Source organism: Massilia antarctica, assembly GCF_015689335.1.
Taxonomy (GTDB): domain Bacteria; phylum Pseudomonadota; class Gammaproteobacteria; order Burkholderiales; family Burkholderiaceae_D; genus Telluria_A; species Telluria_A antarctica.
Genome location: NZ_CP065053.1, coordinates 3,567,254 through 3,585,413, shown reverse-complemented (window position 1 = coordinate 3,585,413; position 18,160 = coordinate 3,567,254). Strand labels below are relative to the sequence as shown.

Genomic DNA, 18,160 nt, shown 5'->3' with positions numbered 1-18,160 from the left:
ATCCATCAGAAAAGGAACACCGTGTTGACCCTCTCGCCCAACCGCACCAAGCGCATTGCCATTGCCATCGTAGCGTCCTGTTTCGCTCCCCTCAACAGCCACGCCGCCGACAGCGACGCGCGCATCCGCGCCATCGTCGACAAAGCCATCCGCCCGATCATGGCCGAATACAAGGTGCCAGGGATGGCGGTCGCGGTGACGGTCGACGGCCAGGCGCATGTGTTCAACTACGGGCTCGCATCGGTCAAGGACAATACGCCGGTGGGCGACGCCACGCTGTTCGAACTCGGGTCGATCAGCAAGACGCTCACCGCGACCCTGGCCTCGTATGCGCAGGTGCTCGGCAAGCTGTCGCTGGACGAGCACCCCGGCACCTACATGCCGGAACTGAAAGGCAGCCCGATCGACAAGATGAGCGTGCTCAATTTCGGTACCTACACCGGGAGCGGGCTGCCGCTGCAGTTTCCCGATGAGGTCACGGACGCCACCATGACCGACTATTTCCGCCAATGGAAACCGCAAGCTGCGTCCGGCGCGCAACGCCGCTATTCCAATCCCAGCCTCGGCCTGTTCGGGCATCTCACCGCGCTGGCGCTCAAGAGCGACTTTTCCGACGCCATGGAACAACAGCTGTTTCCGCAACTCGGCATGAAGACCAGCTATGTGCGCGTGCCTGAGAGTGAAATGGCCAATTACGCATGGGGTTACGACGAGGACAACCTGCCGCGCCGGATGGACCCTGCCGTCTTGGTTGCGCAGACGTATGGCGTCAGGTCAACGGCCGCGGACGTGCTGCGTTTCGTCCAGGTGAACATCGATCCGCAGCGGCTGGATGAGCCGATGCGGCGCGCGGTGGAAGGCACCCATGTGGGCTACTTCAAGGTCGGCGCCATGGTGCAGGGCCTCGGGTGGGAGCAATTTCCCTACCCCGTCACCTTGCAGCGACTACAGGCAGGCAATTCGAGGACCATGATCATGGAGCCGAATGCGGCCAAGCGGCTCACAGTGGGGCCTGCGGCGTTCGCCAAGACCCTGTTCGACAAGACCGGTTCGACGGGCGGATTCGGTAGCTACGTCGCCTTTGTGCCGGAGAAGAAAATTGGCATCGCGATCCTGGCGAACAAGAACTATCCGATTCCGGCAAGGGTCAAAGCGGGTCACGCGATCCTGAAGCAACTCGCACCATAAACACGCTGCCCGCCGGGATCAGCGCAGGTCATCCCCGCAAGTAGCCGCATCCGGCAAACCGGTGTGCGCAACAGCATACTCGCGGGGGCGGCCCTGTTCCCAGCACTGCAGCACATGCAAAGCGCTGGCGGCATGGCTGCCCCAATGGCTGATGAAATGTTCGCGCCATCGAAACACGGCGGCATTGGCGTCGCCGCCATCGAAGAGGTTAAGGCCGCGCTTCAGATCACGCCATATGTCCGCCAGGTCATCGGCAAGATCGCCGATCATGGTGTCGCCGCAGGGAACAGCGAGCGGATCGGCGCTCTCCGAATAGTAGTTGACAGGGAGCGCGCCAAAGCGCCTGAACATCGCGCTCCACGCCTCGTGGGATACCTCCGCTGCGTCATCGCCCCAATCGCACTCACGCGGCGGCAAATCCAGCGCCTGCGCATACAAACGTGCAAGATGGCGGCGCGCGATGCTCATCTGGGCTTCGCCCGGCAGCACATCGCCCTCGGCCCATTGGCAAAAAGCGCGGGCCGATTCGACGAACGTCTCGATCGTGTTCATGGTGTCCTTGTTATGCGAGCGGCCAGCAACGCTCGATGGTACCGCCGGCATGTTCCTGCAAATGCCCGAGCGCCCGAGCGGCCAGGCTGGCGTCGGCAGAGCGTATCGCCAGAACCAGGGGATCTTGCGACACCGGAACCACGTCGACGCGCTGGCGGTCCGGACTGGCGCGCAAAATCAAGGTCAGCCCGGTCCAGCCGGCGTCTTCGGGATGCGTGCTATCGCCGTCGGAATCGATATCGGCATCCGCGCCCCACAAGTGCTCCGCAAGCCTGGAAAATGCCGGCCGTGGTCCGGGATTGCGCAGGTAGCCGGCATGGTCCCCCGCCTGCGCGCCGTCTGGACGCAGGCAAGCCGCCCTGCCCTGCGTGCTGTTTCCCGGCGCGGGCACCCACTGCAGCGAGGCGGGAACAAAGCCGATGCCGCAGCTGGCACAATAGCGGCCATCGACGAACTGGCTGAGCGGCGACTCCCTCAATGCCGCCGGCAAGCATTCATCGCTTGCCAGCTGATATGGCCAGGCCCTCCCTCGCCGAAGTCGACTCCGTACACAGGCGCATGCGCTGCAATCAGCAACAGCTTGGGCACGGTATGCGCGGATGAACGACATCGGGGACAGTCAACATCCGTCATGGGGCGTCAATGTCCGCGTCGGCCTGCACCAGCACCCCGATGGCCATCAGCAGCGGCCCGGCCAGCGCCGGGTCGGCCGCGATGTGAGCCTGATCGAATCCCCTGTTGGCAACCGCGATCACCGGCGACGCCGCAGCGATCACACGCCATCCCATCGTCGTGAGGATCTCGGCCAGCGCCGCTTGCGCGTGCACCGCGCGTGCCGAGGTGTTGATCAGCGCAACCGGTTTGCTACCCAGCTCGGCGCAACCGACAAGCCAGTCCAGCATATTCTTGAACGCTCCCGGTACGCCGTGCGCGTACTCCGGGCTGGCCACGATGACGCCGTCTGCCGCGCTCAGCAAGGCGCGCAGCTCGCGCACCGCCGACGGCGGATCGGCCTCGATATCGGGATTGAAAAACGGCAGCATGGGCGTGCCCTCGTACACCACCACGCGCACACCGGGCGGCGCCAGCGCGAGCGCGGCGCGCAGCAGCGCGGTATTGGCCGAGTCACGGCGCAGGCTGCCTGAGAGGGCGATCAGAGTCTTCATACATTAAGCGCATGTTATCGGGAGACGCCATCGTAACAGAGCCCGACCGATCGACACGTGTCATGCATTTCGTCACAAATGCCCTGATGCACTTGGGGCGTCATGCCCGCCTGTGGGCGGGACCGCTCAATTTTCTGCAATTTATCGAACAGGCAAGCCGGCGGGATCGTTAGCCGTTAAGCAGGCAAGCTGGAGTGAGCGGGCATGTTACCGGGGCCGGTTTCGCCAAGCGCGCCGCCGGCAGCACGGAAAGCCCTTGATTCGTCAAGGGCTTTTTTGCATGGGCTTACGAAGATGGTCCCCGGTCCGCAGTCCCCGGATCGATCGCCAGCAATTTCAGAAAAGCCTGATTAAACGCCGGCAGGTCGTCCGGCTTGCGGCTGGTCACAAGACGCCCATCGATCACGACTTCCTCGTCGCTCCACTCGGCGCCGGCGTTGCGCAGGTCGTTCTGCAGGCTCGGCCAGCTGGTCATGTGTTTGGCCCTGGCGATGCCGGCATCGATCAGGGTCCAGGGACCGTGGCAGATGGCGGCAATCGGCTTTTCCTCGGCGCCGAACGCGCGGATGAAGTCGATCGAGGCCTTGTCCAGGCGCAAGGCGTCGGGATTGGACACGCCACCGGGCAGCAGCAGCGCATCGAAGTCGGATGGCGACGCCTGGCCCACCTGCATGTCCACCTCGAAGCTGTCGCCCTTGTCCGCATGGTTGAAGCCCTGCACCTTGTCACCCTTGGCCTTGGGCGAGATCAAGGTCACCGTGGCGCCGTGCTCTTGCAGGAAACTGCGCGGCGAGGTGACCTCGATTTGCTCGACGCCATCGGTCATCAGCACCGCCACCCGTTTGCCCTTGAGGGCCTTGCCATTGTTTTGCTGCATGTGAACTCCTTTGCACTATCGAGTATTCATCAAGATTGAAGGAGGATTGTAAAAGCCATCGCGCCAACGTGTCGCCCGCCTCGCGCGCGCTGTAAAGCGGACGCGGCAGAAGATGCGCGCAGCGCCGGCCAGCACGATTGTGATGCATCAAACGAAGCGCGCCCACCGGTAGCATAGTCACTACATCGAAGCGCCAGGAGATGGCCGATGTCCACCGGATGCCGCAGGCGCGCCGCCCTGCATTCACAGCGCGCCGAGCACCCGCAGGCGCGTGCGCAGACGGCTCACCTCGTCGGCCAGGTCGAGCACCAGCGCGGCGATTTCCTCGTTGGCATCGAGATCGCGCTCCAGGCTCACCAGCCGCCGCGCGCGCCGCAGGTCGACGCTGCGGAAACGCCACTGCACACGCGCGCCCTCGTCCAGGCCCAGCGCCATGATCTCGTCGGCGCCCAGCAAGCCGTCGCCCACATGCCGCACCACCCAGTCGGGCTCGACGCCGCAGGCGCGCGCCAGCTCGTGCAGGTCGAGCGCCACGTCGTCGAGCAGCACTCCCACGATATCGATCTCGCCCATGCCCTATGCTCCCGTCCGCGCGCGCGGATTGAAGGCCATATCGCGTGCCATTGCGCGGTACAGCTCGCGAGCCTTGTCCGTATTTGCCGGCGGCAAGACGACCTCGAGAACGAGATACAGGTCGCCCGCCGGCGTTCCCGGAATGCCGCGTCCCTTCAGGCGCAGCTTGCGCCCCGTTTGCGAGCCGGACGGCACCGCCACCTCCACTTGTCCGGACGGCGTGGGCACGTCGATGCCGGCCCCCAGCGCCGCTTCCCATGGCGTCACCGGCACGCTGGCATACACATGGCGCCCCTCGATCCGGTAACGCGCATCGGGATGGAAGCCGATTTCCAGGAACAGGTCTCCCGCCCCGGCGCCGCCGCTGCCGGGATGGCCCTGGCCCGCCAGCCGCAATTGCTGGCCGGGCAGCACGCCCTTGGGAATCTTGACGTTGACGACGCGCTCGCGCGTCACCACCCTGCCATGGGCGTCGTGCTCGGGCACGCGCAGGGTGATGGCGCGGGTCGAGCCGTGATAAGAGTCGGCCAGGTCGATCGAGATGGCCGCGTGGATATCGTCGCCGCGCATCTGGAAGCTTGGTCCGCCGGGGCGGGCGCGGCGCCCGACATGGGCGAACAGATCGGAAAAGAAGTCGCTGGAGCCGGCCGCGTCGCCATCGAAGCCCGCGCCCCAGTCGGGCGGCGGCTCGAAAGGCTGTCCCGCGCGCCGGTTGCGGCCCAGCGCATCGTAGGCGGCGCGCTTGTCGGCGTCGCCCAGCACGCCGTATGCCTCGTTCACTTCCTTGGTCATGTGGTCGGCGTCGGGCTCTTTGCTCACGTCCGGATGGTATTTACGCACCAGCTTGCGGTACGCCTTTTTGATTTCCTCCGCGGAAGCGCCTTTGTCGATACCGAGGGTCTTGTAATAGTCCTTGTATTCCACGAACGGCGCTCCAGGAACGGTTTTAATCATCCTACAACACACCCGGCGAACGCAGCGCACGCTTGCCAGCCGTATTTTTGAGGGAGAAACGACATGAACGGGTGGCTGAGGGGAATCGGCTTGGCCATGCTGGCGCTCGGATTGGCGCTCGCCGCGACGGTGTGCGCCGGCAACTGGCTGGGCGAGCGCAAGATGGCGCGCCGGATCGCGCTGGACGTGGCCGACATTGCCCTGCCCACGGATTCGGCCAGCATCGGACACGGACGCTACCTGTTCAACACGCGCGGCTGCGCCACCTGCCACGGGCGCGACGGCAGCGGCGCCGCCGTCATCGACGACGGGACGATGCGGATCGTCTCGCCCAACATCACGGCCGGCGCCAACAGCGCCATCACGCGCTACCGCACGCGCGACTGGGTACGCACCCTGCGCCATGGCGTCAAGCCCGATGGCCGGCCGCTGATGATCATGCCGAGCGAGGACTACAGCCTGCTCAGCGACGCCGACGTGGGCGCCATCATCGCCTACGTGCGCCAGCTGGCACCCGTGCCCGGGCAGGCGGCGCAGGTACGCCTGCCGCTGTCAGTGAAAGTGATGTACGCCTTCGGCGCGGTGCGCGACGCCGCCGAAACCATCGACCACGGCGCTCCGCCGGCGCCGGCGGCCGTGCCAGCCGTCACCATCGAGCACGGCGCCTATGTCGCGCACAGCTGCATCGGCTGTCACGGAGAAAACCTGACGGGCGGACGCATTCCCGGCACGCCGTCGGCGTGGCCGGCGCCGGCCAACCTGACCCCGGGCCACGGCAGCGCCATGATTCGCTACCGCACACCAGACAGCTTCATGGCGATGCTGCGCAGCGGGCGCCGGCCCGACGGCAGCAGCATCAGCGCGGTGATGCCGTTCGCGGCGCTGGGCGAGATGAACGAGATGGACATGCGCGCGCTGCACGCTTACCTTCAAAGCCTGCCGCCGCGCGCCGGCGGGCAGCGCTGAGCGCTTCGCTATCGGATCCGGCGCACCGATGAAATCAGGTTGCCCATTGGTCCGAGACGGTCGTAACGGCCGGGGCCAAACGTCACGCAGCGCCCGCCGAAATCGGCGTGCTTGCAGAACTCCCACTCGCCCCGATGCACGATGAGGGAGTCGGCGCGGTCGTTGAAACCGACGTCGGTCAGGTCACGCGTGTCGTCGCCCAACACCAGGCGCTCGCCGCCAAAGCCGCCGGAGGAAAACAGCTCCACATCGCCATCGCGCTGGCCGCCGCCATCATCCGCATCGACCAGGCGCGCCGACGATACCCGGCCGCGCAAGCCGCGTCCCAGATCCTCGTAACGGCCCGGCGCGAAGATGCGGCAGGTGCCGCGGTAACCGGCGTCGCTGCACAACTGCCAGTTGCCTTCCATGACCTGGGCGCTCTGCGCGCTGTCGTTGAAATCGATCCCGGTGAAATCGTCGGCGTCGCGCCGCAGGCGCCTGGCGTCACCGTCCAGGCCACGCCCGGTGAACAGCGCGATCATTCCGCGCGGACCACCGTGATGGCGCCAGCCGCCATGCCCGCGCTCCGGCATGATCTCGCGGACCGACGAAATGGTGTCGTCGAAGCGCTCCAGGGTCGGGTACTCGCCCTGCTCGAACACCACGCAGCGGCCCTCGAAGCCGGCATGTTCGCACACCTCCCAGCGCCCGGAGCGCACGATCATGCTCGACGCGCGGTCGTTGAAGCCACTCTCGGCCAGGTTGGGCGTGGTGGTGCGCACGGTCATTTCGCGGCCGTCGAAACCATCGCGCGAGAACAGGGTCAGCTCACCGGCGCTGGCGGCATGGGAGAACACGGCGGCGGCGAGCAGCAGCGCGGCCTTGAAGGGAAATTTCAGCATGGGACCTTCCTTGATGTGCGATGACCGATTGTGACCATAGCGCGCCCGTGGCGCCAGTGCCCAAGCTGTGAGATGTGTAACAAGTCTTTACGCGATACCGACAAAAGTGGCCCGCGCCACCCGCGCCGCCGTTAGCCGGTAAAATCGACGTTTGTTCCTACCACGTCCACCATGTCCGCCATCCTCGCCCCGTCCGATACGCCCGTCCGCACCGAAATCGCCGCCCTGTGGCGCCTGTCCTGGCCCATGCTGGTCGGGCAGCTGGCCAATGTGGGCATGGGCGTGGCCGACGTGGCGATGACGGGCCACGTCAGCGCCAGCGAACTGGCCGCCGTGTCGCTCGGCGCGTCGGTCTGGTCGATCATCCTGGTGACCGTGATGGGCACCATGATGGCGATTAACACCGTGGTCGCGCACGAAACCGGGGCCGCGCAGTACGGCCGCATTCCGCACGTGATGCGCCAGGCGCTGTGGAAAGGCGCTGGCGTGGGCCTGGTGGCCTGCCTGGTGGCCAACCTGTCGACCCTCGTGTTCGACCATCTCGGCCTCACGCCCGACGTTGCCGCCAACGCCGCCATGTTCGTGCATGCGATCAGCATCGGCATGCCGGCCTTTGCCTGCTACCGCGCGCTGTACGGCTACACCACCAGCATCAACCAGACCAAACCCGTGATGGTGATTGCCGTCCTCGGACTGCTGTTCAACGTGTTCGTCAACTGGCTGCTGGTGTTCGGGAACTGGGGCATGCCCAAGCTGGGTGGAGTCGGCTGCGCGGTGGCCACCGGGATCTGCCTGTGGCTCATGCTCGGCGCCATGCTGGCCTGGATCCGCATCGCCCCGGCCTACCGCCAGACCTACCCGTTCACCCACTGGGAGTGGCCCAACTGGCCGGAGATCGGCAGCATGCTGCGTCTTGGCCTGCCGATCGGCGTGACCTACCTGGCCGAAGTGAGCGCCTTCGGTGCGGTCAGCCTGATGATCGCGCGCTTCGGCGTGGTGCAGGTCTCGGCCAGCCAGATCGCCCTCAATTTCTCGTCGCTGGTGTTCATGGTGCCGCTCAGTTTCGGCATCGGCCTCATTACGCGGGTCGGCCAGGCGCTGGGCGAAGGCGATCCGGTGCGCGCGCGTTTCGTGGCCTGGGTCGGCGTGGGCATGTCGCTGGCGTTTGCGCTGCTGTCGGCCGCGCTGATCGCCGTGTTCCGCTGGGAGATCGCACGCGCCTACACATCCGATCCGGCGGTGCAGGCACTGTGCGCGCACCTGCTGCTGTTCGCGGCGCTGTTCCAGCTGTCGGACGCCACCCAGGTCGCCACCTCGAGCGCGATTCGCGGCTACAAGGTCACGCGCCAGCCGATGCAGATCCAGCTGCTTGCCTTCTGGGGCTTCGCCATGCCGGTCGGGTACGTACTGGGCCTGGCGCCGGCATGGTTCGCCTGGTCGCCGGCGGTGCCGATGGCCGCCGCCGGATTCTGGATCGGCCTCGTACTGGGCCTGACCGTGGCCGCGCTGCTGCTGACGCGGTCTTTACACCACCTGTCGCGCACGCGCGCACAAGCCTGAGCGGAGGCGCCGGCGAGGGCTGCCCACGGGTGCGGAACTCTGGTATCTTCCTGAGTTCTCCACATCACCCGAGACATCCATGCGATTTCTTCTCTGCTTTCTAGCCGCATTGTCCTGTGTTCCCGCATCCGCCGAACGCCTGACACTGGACCGCATCCACGCCGACCCGGCGCTGGCGGGGCCCAGCGTGCGCAACCTGCGCGTGTCGCCCGATGGCGAACGAATCACCTACCTGCGCGGCCGCCAGGACAACCAGTTCCAGCTCGATCTCTGGGAATTCAACATGAAGGACAAGACCTCGAAGCGCCTGGTCGACTCCAAACTGCTGGTTCCGAACGAGGCCATCTCGCCCGAAGAACAGGCCAGGCGCGAGCGCGCGCGCACCGCCAGCCTGACCGGCATCCTCAATTACAGCTGGTCGCCGGACGGCAAACAGCTGCTGGTGCCGATCGGCGGCGACCTGTATCTGGTCGACGCGGCCAAGCCGCAAGCGGCGCGCAAGGTCGCCACGGGCAATGTGGCCGATCCCAAGATTTCACCCAAGGGCCGTTACGTCTCTTTTGTCCGCAAGCAGAACCTGTATGTAATCGACCTGGTTTCGGGCGCCGAAAAACAGCTCACCACCGACGGCGCGGGGACCGTCTTCAACGGCGAAGCTGAATTCGTGGCGCAGGAAGAAATGGGCCAGCGCACCGGCTATTACTGGGCGCCCGACGATTCGGCCATCGCCTACAAGCGCTTCGACGAGTCACCGGTACCGGTGGTGCGCCGCTTCGAGATTTTCGCCGACCGCACCGACGTCGTCGAGCAACGCTACCCGGCAGCGGGCGATACAAACGTGCTGGTCGACCTGATGATCGTCTCGCCCGTCAGCGGCGCGCAGCGCAAGGTCGACCTGGGTCCGAACCGCGACATCTACCTGGTGCGCGCCGACTGGAGCGCAAACAGCAAACAGCTGGTGTACCAATTGCAGTCGCGCGACCAGAAGCGCCTCGACCTGATTTCGGTCGATGCCGCCACCCTGGCGCAGCGCACCCTGCTCACCGAAACCTCCAAGACCTGGGTCAGCATCCATGACGACCTGCGCTTCCTCTCGAAGCGCAATGCCTTCCTGTGGGCGTCCGAGCGCAGCGGGCGCAATCACCTGTACCTGTACGACCTCGATGGCAAGCTGCTGCATCCGGTATCGAGCGGCGAATGGGGCATCGACAATGTGCTGGCGGTCGATGAAAAGGCCGGCCGCGTATACGTGTCATCCAACCGCGACGCCGTCATCGACAAACAGACCTACGCACTGGCGCTCGACGGCAGCGGCGCCGGCAAGCCGGTGCGCATCACCAAGGGCGACGGCTGGCACGAAGCGGCGTTCTCGCGCAACGGCGAAGTGTTCGTCGACACCTTCTCCGACCCGGCGACCCCGCCGCAAATATCGATCCGCCGTCCGGACGGCTCGATGGTCGGCTGGCTGGAAAAGAACGAACTGAATGCGGAGCACCCATACGCCAGATACAAAGCCGACCACCTCGCGACCGAATACGGCACCATCAAGGCCAACGACGGCCAGACCTTGTACTACTCGATGATCAAGCCGTCGGATTTCAACGCCGCGAAAAAATATCCGGTGTTCCTGTCGACCTACGGCGGGCCGCACTCACAGCACGTCTCGCGCAAGTGGGGCAATTACTTCGACCAGTACATGGCGCAGCAGGGCTTCCTGGTGTTCCGGCTCGATAACCGCGGCTCCTGGCGGCGCGAGCGCACCTTTACCGATGCGATCTACCATGGCCTGGGCAAGCACGAAGTCGAAGACCAGTTGAGCGGCATCGACTGGCTGGGCAAGCAGGGTTTCGTGGACGCCAAACGGATCGGCGTATTCGGCTGGAGTTACGGCGGCTATATGAGCCTGCGTTTGCTGGCCGCGGCGTCGGATAAAATCGCGATGGGCGTAGCGGTTGCACCGGTGACCGACTGGGCGCTGTACGACACCCACTACACCGAGCGTTACGTGGGCGGCACGCCGAAGGCGCAGGCGGATGCGTACAAGAGCAGCGGGGTGTTCGCGCACCTGGACGGACTCAAGTCGCCGCTGCTGCTGGTGCACGGCATGGCCGACGATAACGTCCTGTTCACCAACACCACGCGCCTGATCGATGGACTGGTCAACCGCAACGTGCATTTCGACCTGATGACCTACCCGGGTGCCAAGCACGGAATCTCATCGCGTCCGGGGCAGCGCCACGTGTACGGCACCATCGAAGCGTTCTTCAAGAAGAACCTGGCCGACGCACCGAAGTAAGCGGCACAAAGCGATCGACGAAAAAAAACAGCCGCGATCAACGCGGCTGTTTTCTTATGGAGCGGACCAATTAGTTGGTCGCATCCTTGATGGCTTCTTTGAGGTCGCCGATTTTTTCCTGGGTTTTGCCTTCGAGCTGGTTTTCCAGGCCCTTGGCTTGCTGTTCGCTGCTACCGACCAGTTTGCCAGCTTCTTCCTGAATTTTGCCGCCGATGTCTTGCAGTTTGCCGTTGACTTGATCTTTGTTCATGGTAAGGCTCCTTTAGTGCTCATGGCCAGGTTGGCGATGCAGTGAAGCCATCTTAATGCTGAGTTCAAAATTGATCGGTTCGCTTCCGCACATAGCAAAAAATTAAATATTTCCCTACCGGGGTCTGACCTCTGATTAGCAACAAAAACATTTCGCTTCGGAGGTCTGACCCCGGTTGGGAAATTTTTGTGCGAGCTGGATGTCGCGATGAGGGCTAATTTTTTCCTGCGTGCATAGAAAAATCGAACCGAGCCGGTAAACGGAACCGGGGTCTGACCTCTGATTAGAAAGATTTCTAATCAGAGGTCAGACCCCGGTTGTGGGGCATTTCTGGGCCGGATCAGCGGTTTCCTTGGTCTTTGAGCACTTCCTTGGCGTCGCCGAGTTTTTCCTGGACTTTGCCTTCGACCTGCTTCGACAAGCCCTTGGCCTGCTGCTCGCTGCTGCCGACAACTTTGCCGACTTCTTCCTGGATCTTGCCGCCGATATCTTTCGCTTTACCTTTTACTTGGTCCTCGTTCATTTTCGGTACCTCATAGGGTGAGTGAAACTGCGGGCGCACCAATGTGCGAGGGACTCAGAATAGGACGATCCGTTAAACCGTTCCGTTCGCTAACTAACCTAAGCGCTCACCCTCCGGCTTGCGCCAGACGCTCGCCAGCCAGGGCTGCTGTTCGCGCGGCAAGCCTTCTGGACGATAGTAATGGTGTAGCGGGGAAAAGTTGGCTGCGGTCATGTAGTCCTGCCATGTAGCGAGGTCGTAGTAGCTGCCGTAGCGCGGCCCGTTCCAGCCTTCCTGGTTGTCGCCGCGCGGATTGGAGCTGAACAGCACCCCGCCCGGTTTCAATGCCGCGTACAGTTTGTCGAGCACCCCGGGCAAGGCGCGGCTGGGCACGTGGAACAGCACTGCGTTGGCATAGATGCCGTCGAACAGGCCGGCCGGCAGGTCGAGGTGCACGAAGTCCTGCTGCCACACTTCGCAGCCGCTGTAGGCGCGCGCCATGGCCGCGAACTCGCCCGACCCGTCCAGGCCAATGGCGCGGTGGCCAAGGGCGCTGAAGGTCTTGAGGTCGCGCCCCGGGCCGCAGCCCAGGTCGAGCAAGGTGTACGGCGCCTCGGCTTCGATGGCCTCCAGCAGCGCCGCGATGTTCTGGCTGACGTCGTGGTCCACCGTACCGCGGAAGAACTGCTCCGCGGTGCTGTCGTAGTGCGCCAGGGTGCGCCGCGTGATGGCGTCGATGTCGTCGCTCATGGCGTGCGCCGTCCTACCATACCTTCACCCTTTCGGCCGGCGCCAGGTACAGGGCCTGGCCGGGCTTGACGTCGAACGCCTTGTACCACGGCTCGAAATTGCGCACGATGGCGGTACGGTATTCGGCCGGTGCGTGGCCGTCGGTCAGCACGCGCTGGCGCGCGGCCGCTTCGCGTACCTTGGTCTGCCAGGCATGCGCGTAGCCGAGGAAGAACTGCTTGTCGGCGTCGGCCGGCGCGGCCTGGCCCAGCGAGGCTTTGTACGCGTCGTACGCTGCCGCCACGCCGGCCAGGTCGGCCAGGTTTTCGCTCAAGGTCAGCTGGCCGTTGACCGCCAGGTCGGGGAATGGCTTGTAGGCGCTGAACTGCGCCACCAGCTTGTCGGCGGCGCCTTTGAAGTGGGCCATGTCTTCCTTGGTCCACCAGTCGCGCAGGCGTCCCTGGGCGTCGAACTGGGCGCCCTGGTCGTCGAAGCTGTGGCTGATTTCGTGGCCGATGATCGAGCCGATGGCGCCGTAGTTTTCTCCATCGGACGCCTTGGGATCGAAGAATGGCGGCTGCAAGATCGCGGCCGGGAAGTTCATGGCGTTTTGCAGCGGCAGGTTGACCGCGTTGACCAGTTGCGGCGGCATCGCCCAGGCGCTGCGGTCGACCTTTTGCTTGAGCAGCGCGACCTGCTGCGCGTAGTGGAACTGTTCGGCGCGCACGGCGTTGCCGAGCGCGTCGCCCGGCACCACCTTCAGGCCCGCGTACGAGCGCCAGCGGTCCGGATAGGCCACGCCGACGTACATGGTCTTGAGCTTTTCCTGCGCCTGGGCGCGGGTGGCGGGGGCCATCCAGTCCAGCTGGTCGATGCGTTTGCTGAAGGCGGCGATGATGTTGCCGACCATTTTCTGCACGCGCGCCTTGTTCTCGGCCGGGAAGTGGCGTTCCACATACAGGTGGCCGACCGCTTCGTCGAGCGCGTCGTTGGTGGCGGCCAGCGCGCGCTTCCAGCGCGGCGACTGCTGCGGCGTGCCGCTCAGGGCCTTGCCGGAAAATTCGAAACGCTGGTCGACAAAGGCTTTCGGCAAGGTCGGGGCGAAGTGGTTCACCTTGTGGAAGGCGAGGAAGTCCTTCCAGGTGGCGATGTCGGTGCTGTCGACCAGCGCGGCCGCGCCTTTCACGGCGCCCGGATGCCAGACGATGAAGTTGCGCGCACCCGACAGGCCGGCGCTCTTGAAGAACGCGGCCCAATCCATGCCGGGCGCGTTGGCGGCGAAGTCCTTGAGGGTCCAGGTGTTGTTGGCCTTGAGGACGTCGGCCGAATCTTCGCGGCTGGCGTGCGACTGGGCGATCTTCATTTCGAGGTCGAACACCTTGGCGGCGCGCGCATCGGCATCAGGGTAGCCGGCCAGCTTGAGCATGGCGCCGATGTGCTGCTTGTATTTGGTGCGCAGCTCGGCCATGCGCGGGCTGTCGGTCAGGTAGTAGGCGCGGTCGGGCATGCCCAGGCCACCCTGCAGCAGGTAAGGCGTGTTGTGGGCCGGGTCGTTCAAGCCCTGGGCGATCCACAGGCCGAACAAGTTCTCGGTGAAGAAGTTGGTGTTGTTGAGCGGGTCGACGTCGGCCCGCAGCGACGCGCCCAGCGCGCGCACCAGCTGCGCCTTGTCCTTGATGGTGTCGATCTTCGCCAGCAGCGGTTTGAGCGGGGCCGTGCCTTTCGCTTCGATGGCCGCTTCGTCCATGAAGGTGTTGTAGAAGTCGGCGACCTGGCGCGACTCGCCGGTGGCTTTCTTGTTGGCCGAGACTTCTTCGATCAGCTTGGCGATGCGCGCGTTGCTGCTTTCGGCCATGCCGGCAAAGGCGCCCCAGCTGCTGCGGTCGGCCGGGATCTCGGTTTTGGCGAGCCAGTCGCCGTTGGCGTAGGCAAAAAAGTCGTCGCCCGGCAGCACCGGGGCGGCGATCGCCTTGGCGGCCGGGGTGCCATCCTGGCCGGCGCCATGGGCAGGAGCAAAGGCCAGCGAGGCGCCGCACAAGGCGAGGCTGAGGGCGGTCTTGATCGGGGTCCAGTTTGTTTTCATGTCTCGTTCCTTGATGCTGTGTTTATTTGAGCGCCGCGCGCACTTGCGGCAGCAAACGGGTTTTCTGGGCGGCGCGGGTGCGGATGCCATTGGCGACTCTTTGTGCTTCGACCTGGGCATCGGGGCCGAAGTTCTGCTTCACGTAGGCTTCCATCATGTCCGCGTGGGCCGGATTGGAGGAGGACGATACCACGCTCGGGAAAAAGTGGTTCTGGCCAACCGATTCCTGGTCCTTCATCAAGGCCTGGCGGTTGGCGGTGGCGAAGGCCCATGCCAGTTCGATGTGTTCGCCGTGCGCCACCGCCGGTACCAGGGTGGAGGTCAGCTGCGCCGGCAAGTCGGGCGAGAGCGCCATCTTCAAGGTGCGCTGGGCCAGCACCGGGTCGCGCGCCAGGGCCATGGAGCGCGCGTAGCGGTTGCGTTCTTCGTCGGTCTGGGCTTGCGCCACGCGGCTGGCCAGGGCGTCGTAGGTGGCGGCGTCGCCGTAGCGGCCGGCCACGCGCATGACGAAGTCGATCATCGATGGCGGCACCTTGGCCGGCTCAAGCAGGAAGCGCGCGAAGCGGGCGCGCCCTTCGGCGATCACGGCCGGGTCGCCGATCTTGGCCAGCGCGCCGGCCAGCAAGGCGCGCAACTGGCGCTCTTCGGTCGATTCGCCCTGCTTGTCATCCCAGCCGAGGCGCGCGAATTTGGGTCCGGCCAGCCCGGTGATGTAGCGCCGCACCAGCGCGCGTTCCGGTTCGCCTTCAGCCAGGGTGTCGAGCGTGTTCAGGTTCTCGAGCATGGCGTGCCATACCGCCAGGCGCGGTTCGTCGGCGTAGGCCGAGACCAGTTTGACGTAGCTGTCGAGCTGCAGGCGGTCGGCCTGCACCAGGCTCCAGGTGTCGCCCAGCAGTTTGAGGCGGGTGGTGTCGGGCAGCTTGGCGGCCTGCCCTGCCAGCGCGTCGAAACCGGCCTTGTCGTACTGGACGCGGAAGTAGCCCACGCTGGCCGGGTCGATCACCAGCGCGCCGTCGCACGAGGCTTGCGTCAAGGTGGTGCTGGCGCCCGAGAGCAAGGCGTAACTGGCCTTGCCGCCCACGGTGCCCACTTGCACCGGTACGTTCCACAGGCGTTTTTCAGGGGCCGGTTCGTCGAGGCGGAACTGTTCCTGCGACAGAGTTACCTTGCGCTTGCCGTTCTCGCAGCCTTGTTCGACCTTGAGCAGCGGGAAGCCGGGCTGGGTGGTCCAGTCGGAGGCGAGCTTTTCGACCGGTTTGCCGGACGCTTTTTCGAGCGCGGCCCAGAGGTCGGCGGTGGTGGTGTTGCCATACTGGTGCTTGGCCATGTAGGCGCGGATGCCCTTGCGGAAGGGCTCTTCGCCCAGGTAAGCCTCCAGCATGCGCAGGAAGGCCTGGCCCTTGGCGTAGGTGATGGAATCGAAGGCGTCGGCGGCCTGCGCTTCGGTCAGCACCGGGGTCTGGATCGGGTGCGTGGTCTTGCGCGCGTCCAGGTTCATGACGCTTTCGCGGTCGGCCAGGGCGCCCAGCTGGACGCGCCACTCGGGATGGAAATGATCGGTGGCCTTGGTCGCCATCCAGGAGGCGAAGCCTTCGTTGAGCCACAGGTTGTCCCACCAGGCCATGGTCACCAGGTTGCCGAACCATTGGTGCGCCACTTCGTGGGCATTGACGCCGAACGAGCCCTGGCGCACGTTGTCGGGGCTCTTTTTCGGGTCGACCAGCAGGGTCGATTCGTTGTAGACGATGCCGCCCCAGTTTTCCATGGCGCCGTTAAAGCCGCCGGGGATGGCAATCTGGTCCAGCTTGGGCAGCGGGTAGGGCTGGCCGAAGTACGTGTTGTAGTAGCGCAGCAGGTCCTTGGTGGCGGCCAGCGCGTAGGCGGCCGATTCCTGCTTGCCTTCGGTGGTGACGATGCCGATGTCGACACCATCCTGCCTGGCGCTGACCCGTTCCAGTTCGCCCGCGACCAGCACCACCAGGTAGCTCGACATCTTGGGGGTGACGCCGAAGTGGAAGCGCTGCAGGCCGCCGTCGAGCTTTTCCTGGCGTTCGAGCGGGGTGTTGGAGTAAGCCTTGAAGCTGGCCGGCAGGTCGACGGTGAGCTTGAAGGCGGCGCGGAAGGCCGGTTCGTCCCAGGTCGGCAGCATGCGGCGCGTGTCGGTCGGCTCCATGTTGGTGGCGATCATGGTGCGCGAGGCGCTGCCGGCCTTGTACTTCATGTGGAACATGCCGCGCGCTTCGCGGTTGATGGTGCCGTGGAACTTGAGGGCCAGGTTGTAGCGGCCCGGCTCCAGGGGCTGCGCCAGCGCGAAGCTGAGCGTTTCCTGTTCCTTATCGATCTTTGGCGTCAGTTTCAGGGAGCCGATGTTCTTGCCCGACAGGCTGGCCGCGTCGATCTCGAGGTCGACGGCATTGAGCATGATGCGGGAGGTGGCTTTGAGCACCTCGATTTCCACCGTTTCGGAACCGAGGAAGGTATTGGCGGCCAGGTCGGGGATCAGGTGGGCGGCGTATTGCACCGGCACGATCTCCTTGGGCAGCTTGCCTGGCGTGGCGGCGAAGGCGTACGGGGCTTCGGCGTGGGCGGCAACCGCGGTGCAGGCCAGCGCGATGGCGGCGCTCAGACCTCTGGCTTTCAATAATGTCATGTTTTCTCTCTCTTCATGGCGGCGCCAGGAACGGCGCGACTTCCCAGCCTGCACTCTAATCGAGCGCAGGGCGAAAAGTACACCAAATGCGACCAACTGCACAATAGGCCGCCAGAGTGCCGAAATCCGGACATTGCGCCGCCGCCCCGGGCCGCGCGCTGTCCGGGTCCGGTGTCAAGCCTTGTCGTACGAGAATTGAATGCCTGCCGTGCCGCCGGTTTCCACAAACAGGTCGATGAAGGCCGGAACGGTGTCATGGCGCGCCCAGTCGCGCTGCAACTCGCAGAACATCTGCACCACGCTGATCATTTTCCCGCCCGCCTGCTCGATCCGGCGCAATGCCGCTTCGTGGGCCGCGCTGGAAGTGCCGCCGACGGCATCGACCACGACATAGACTTCATAGCCGTCGCGCAAAGCGTCCAGCGCCGGGAACGTCAGGCAAGCCTCGGTCCAGAGCGCCGTCATGATCAGTTTCTTGCGGCCGGTGGCTTTCACGGCGGCCTGGAATTGCACGTCCTCCCAGGAATTGATCGTGGTGCGGTCGTAGGTTGGAATACCTTCGAGCACCTTGCGCAACTGGGGAATTGGCGGCTTGTTCAAGCCGGTCTTGACGTTGACCGTCGAGTGCACGATCGGCAAGCCGTAGGCGATCGCCGCCTTGGATACGCCGACGATATTGTTGATCAGGAGCTGGCGGTCCATCGATGCGATCGAATTGACCTGCACCGGCTGGTAGTCGATCACGATCAAGGCCGAATTTTGCGGGGTCAGCAGATGGTCCTGGCGGGGGTCCCTGATGGTTTCACTGGTCATGATAATTCCTTTGAATGGCACATAAAAATGGAGGCGCCGTCGGGCCGCGGCACGTTGGCCGGCGGACCTGGCCCGAAGGCGGACCCGCATCGTAGTCTTTACGCGGTTGCGCCGCCA

The 18,160-nt window shown here is 64.8% G+C and carries 17 protein-coding genes; 4 read left to right on the top strand and 13 right to left on the bottom strand.

The genetic code is table 11. The features are described from left to right. Positions 1-24: 24 nt before the first annotated feature. Positions 25-1,188, top strand: a complete 1,164-nt coding sequence (gene ampC / locus IV454_RS16165; protein WP_370663788.1) for a class C beta-lactamase — start codon at positions 25-27, stop codon at positions 1,186-1,188. Between the two features lie 18 nt (positions 1,189-1,206). On the opposite strand, the gene IV454_RS16160 is transcribed toward ampC, so the two are convergent. From IV454_RS16160 to IV454_RS16135, 6 genes are all read right to left on the bottom strand, one after another. After that, a complete protein-coding gene (locus tag IV454_RS16160) occupies positions 1,207-1,740 on the bottom strand; it encodes a DUF5063 domain-containing protein (RefSeq protein WP_206092281.1) in 534 nt (177 codons plus the stop codon). Between the two features lie 10 nt (positions 1,741-1,750). Beyond that, a complete protein-coding gene (locus tag IV454_RS16155) occupies positions 1,751-2,230 on the bottom strand; it encodes a hypothetical protein (protein WP_206092279.1) in 480 nt (159 codons plus the stop codon). Positions 2,231-2,369: 139 nt separating this feature from the next. Then, positions 2,370-2,906 carry an NADPH-dependent FMN reductase gene (locus tag IV454_RS16150; RefSeq protein ID WP_206092277.1) on the bottom strand — a complete coding sequence of 179 codons (537 nt, stop codon included), beginning with the start codon at positions 2,904-2,906 and terminating at the stop codon, positions 2,370-2,372. Positions 2,907-3,192: 286 nt separating this feature from the next. Continuing rightward, on the bottom strand, positions 3,193-3,783 hold the full coding sequence (locus tag IV454_RS16145; RefSeq protein ID WP_206092275.1) for a type 1 glutamine amidotransferase domain-containing protein: 591 nt from the start codon (positions 3,781-3,783) through the stop codon (positions 3,193-3,195). A gap of 243 nt (positions 3,784-4,026) precedes the next feature. Next, positions 4,027-4,356: a chaperone modulator CbpM gene (locus tag IV454_RS16140; protein WP_054266906.1), complete on the bottom strand. Its 330-nt coding sequence runs from the start codon at positions 4,354-4,356 to the stop codon at positions 4,027-4,029. Between the two features lie 3 nt (positions 4,357-4,359). After that, the gene (locus IV454_RS16135; protein WP_206092273.1) at positions 4,360-5,280 is read right to left on the bottom strand and encodes a DnaJ C-terminal domain-containing protein; all 921 of its coding nucleotides are present in this window, start codon (positions 5,278-5,280) and stop codon (positions 4,360-4,362) included. 93 nt (positions 5,281-5,373) lie between these two features. Here IV454_RS16135 and IV454_RS16130 point away from each other — a divergent pair, with 93 nt between their 5' ends. Further along, the gene (locus tag IV454_RS16130; RefSeq protein ID WP_206092271.1) at positions 5,374-6,276 is read left to right on the top strand and encodes a c-type cytochrome; all 903 of its coding nucleotides are present in this window, start codon (positions 5,374-5,376) and stop codon (positions 6,274-6,276) included. Positions 6,277-6,284: 8 nt separating this feature from the next. Here IV454_RS16130 and IV454_RS16125 read toward each other — a convergent pair whose 3' ends face one another. Continuing rightward, positions 6,285-7,160 (bottom strand): beta/gamma crystallin family protein, encoded by an 876-nt coding sequence (locus tag IV454_RS16125; RefSeq protein ID WP_206092269.1) that lies wholly within the window; start codon positions 7,158-7,160, stop codon positions 6,285-6,287. Positions 7,161-7,331: 171 nt separating this feature from the next. On the opposite strand from IV454_RS16125, the gene IV454_RS16120 reads away from it, so the two are divergent. Together IV454_RS16120 and IV454_RS16115 are read left to right on the top strand one after the other, a co-directional pair. Beyond that, entirely contained in the window at positions 7,332-8,720 is a 1,389-nt protein-coding gene (locus tag IV454_RS16120; protein ID WP_206092267.1) for an MATE family efflux transporter, read from the top strand. A 79-nt stretch (positions 8,721-8,799) separates the two neighbouring features. After that, positions 8,800-11,016: a S9 family peptidase gene (locus IV454_RS16115; protein WP_206092265.1), complete on the top strand. Its 2,217-nt coding sequence runs from the start codon at positions 8,800-8,802 to the stop codon at positions 11,014-11,016. Between the two features lie 70 nt (positions 11,017-11,086). Here the strand turns inward: IV454_RS16115 and IV454_RS16110 are convergent, their stop codons facing one another. The 6 genes from IV454_RS16110 to IV454_RS16085 form a co-directional block, all read right to left on the bottom strand. Then, positions 11,087-11,266: a CsbD family protein gene (locus IV454_RS16110; protein ID WP_206092263.1), complete on the bottom strand. Its 180-nt coding sequence runs from the start codon at positions 11,264-11,266 to the stop codon at positions 11,087-11,089. 340 nt (positions 11,267-11,606) lie between these two features. Beyond that, positions 11,607-11,789 (bottom strand): CsbD family protein, encoded by a 183-nt coding sequence (locus IV454_RS16105; protein ID WP_206092261.1) that lies wholly within the window; start codon positions 11,787-11,789, stop codon positions 11,607-11,609. A 93-nt stretch (positions 11,790-11,882) separates the two neighbouring features. Further along, on the bottom strand, positions 11,883-12,518 hold the full coding sequence (locus IV454_RS16100; protein ID WP_206092259.1) for a class I SAM-dependent methyltransferase: 636 nt from the start codon (positions 12,516-12,518) through the stop codon (positions 11,883-11,885). Between the two features lie 13 nt (positions 12,519-12,531). After that, on the bottom strand, positions 12,532-14,580 hold the full coding sequence (locus IV454_RS16095) for a M13 family metallopeptidase (protein ID WP_206092257.1): 2,049 nt from the start codon (positions 14,578-14,580) through the stop codon (positions 12,532-12,534). Between the two features lie 22 nt (positions 14,581-14,602). Next, positions 14,603-17,230 carry a M1 family metallopeptidase gene (locus tag IV454_RS16090; RefSeq protein ID WP_206092255.1) on the bottom strand — a complete coding sequence of 876 codons (2,628 nt, stop codon included), beginning with the start codon at positions 17,228-17,230 and terminating at the stop codon, positions 14,603-14,605. 174 nt (positions 17,231-17,404) lie between these two features. Next, positions 17,405-18,043, bottom strand: coding sequence for a hydrolase (locus IV454_RS16085; RefSeq protein ID WP_206092253.1), 639 nt, complete (start codon positions 18,041-18,043; stop codon positions 17,405-17,407). Between the last annotated feature and the right edge of the window lie 117 nt (positions 18,044-18,160).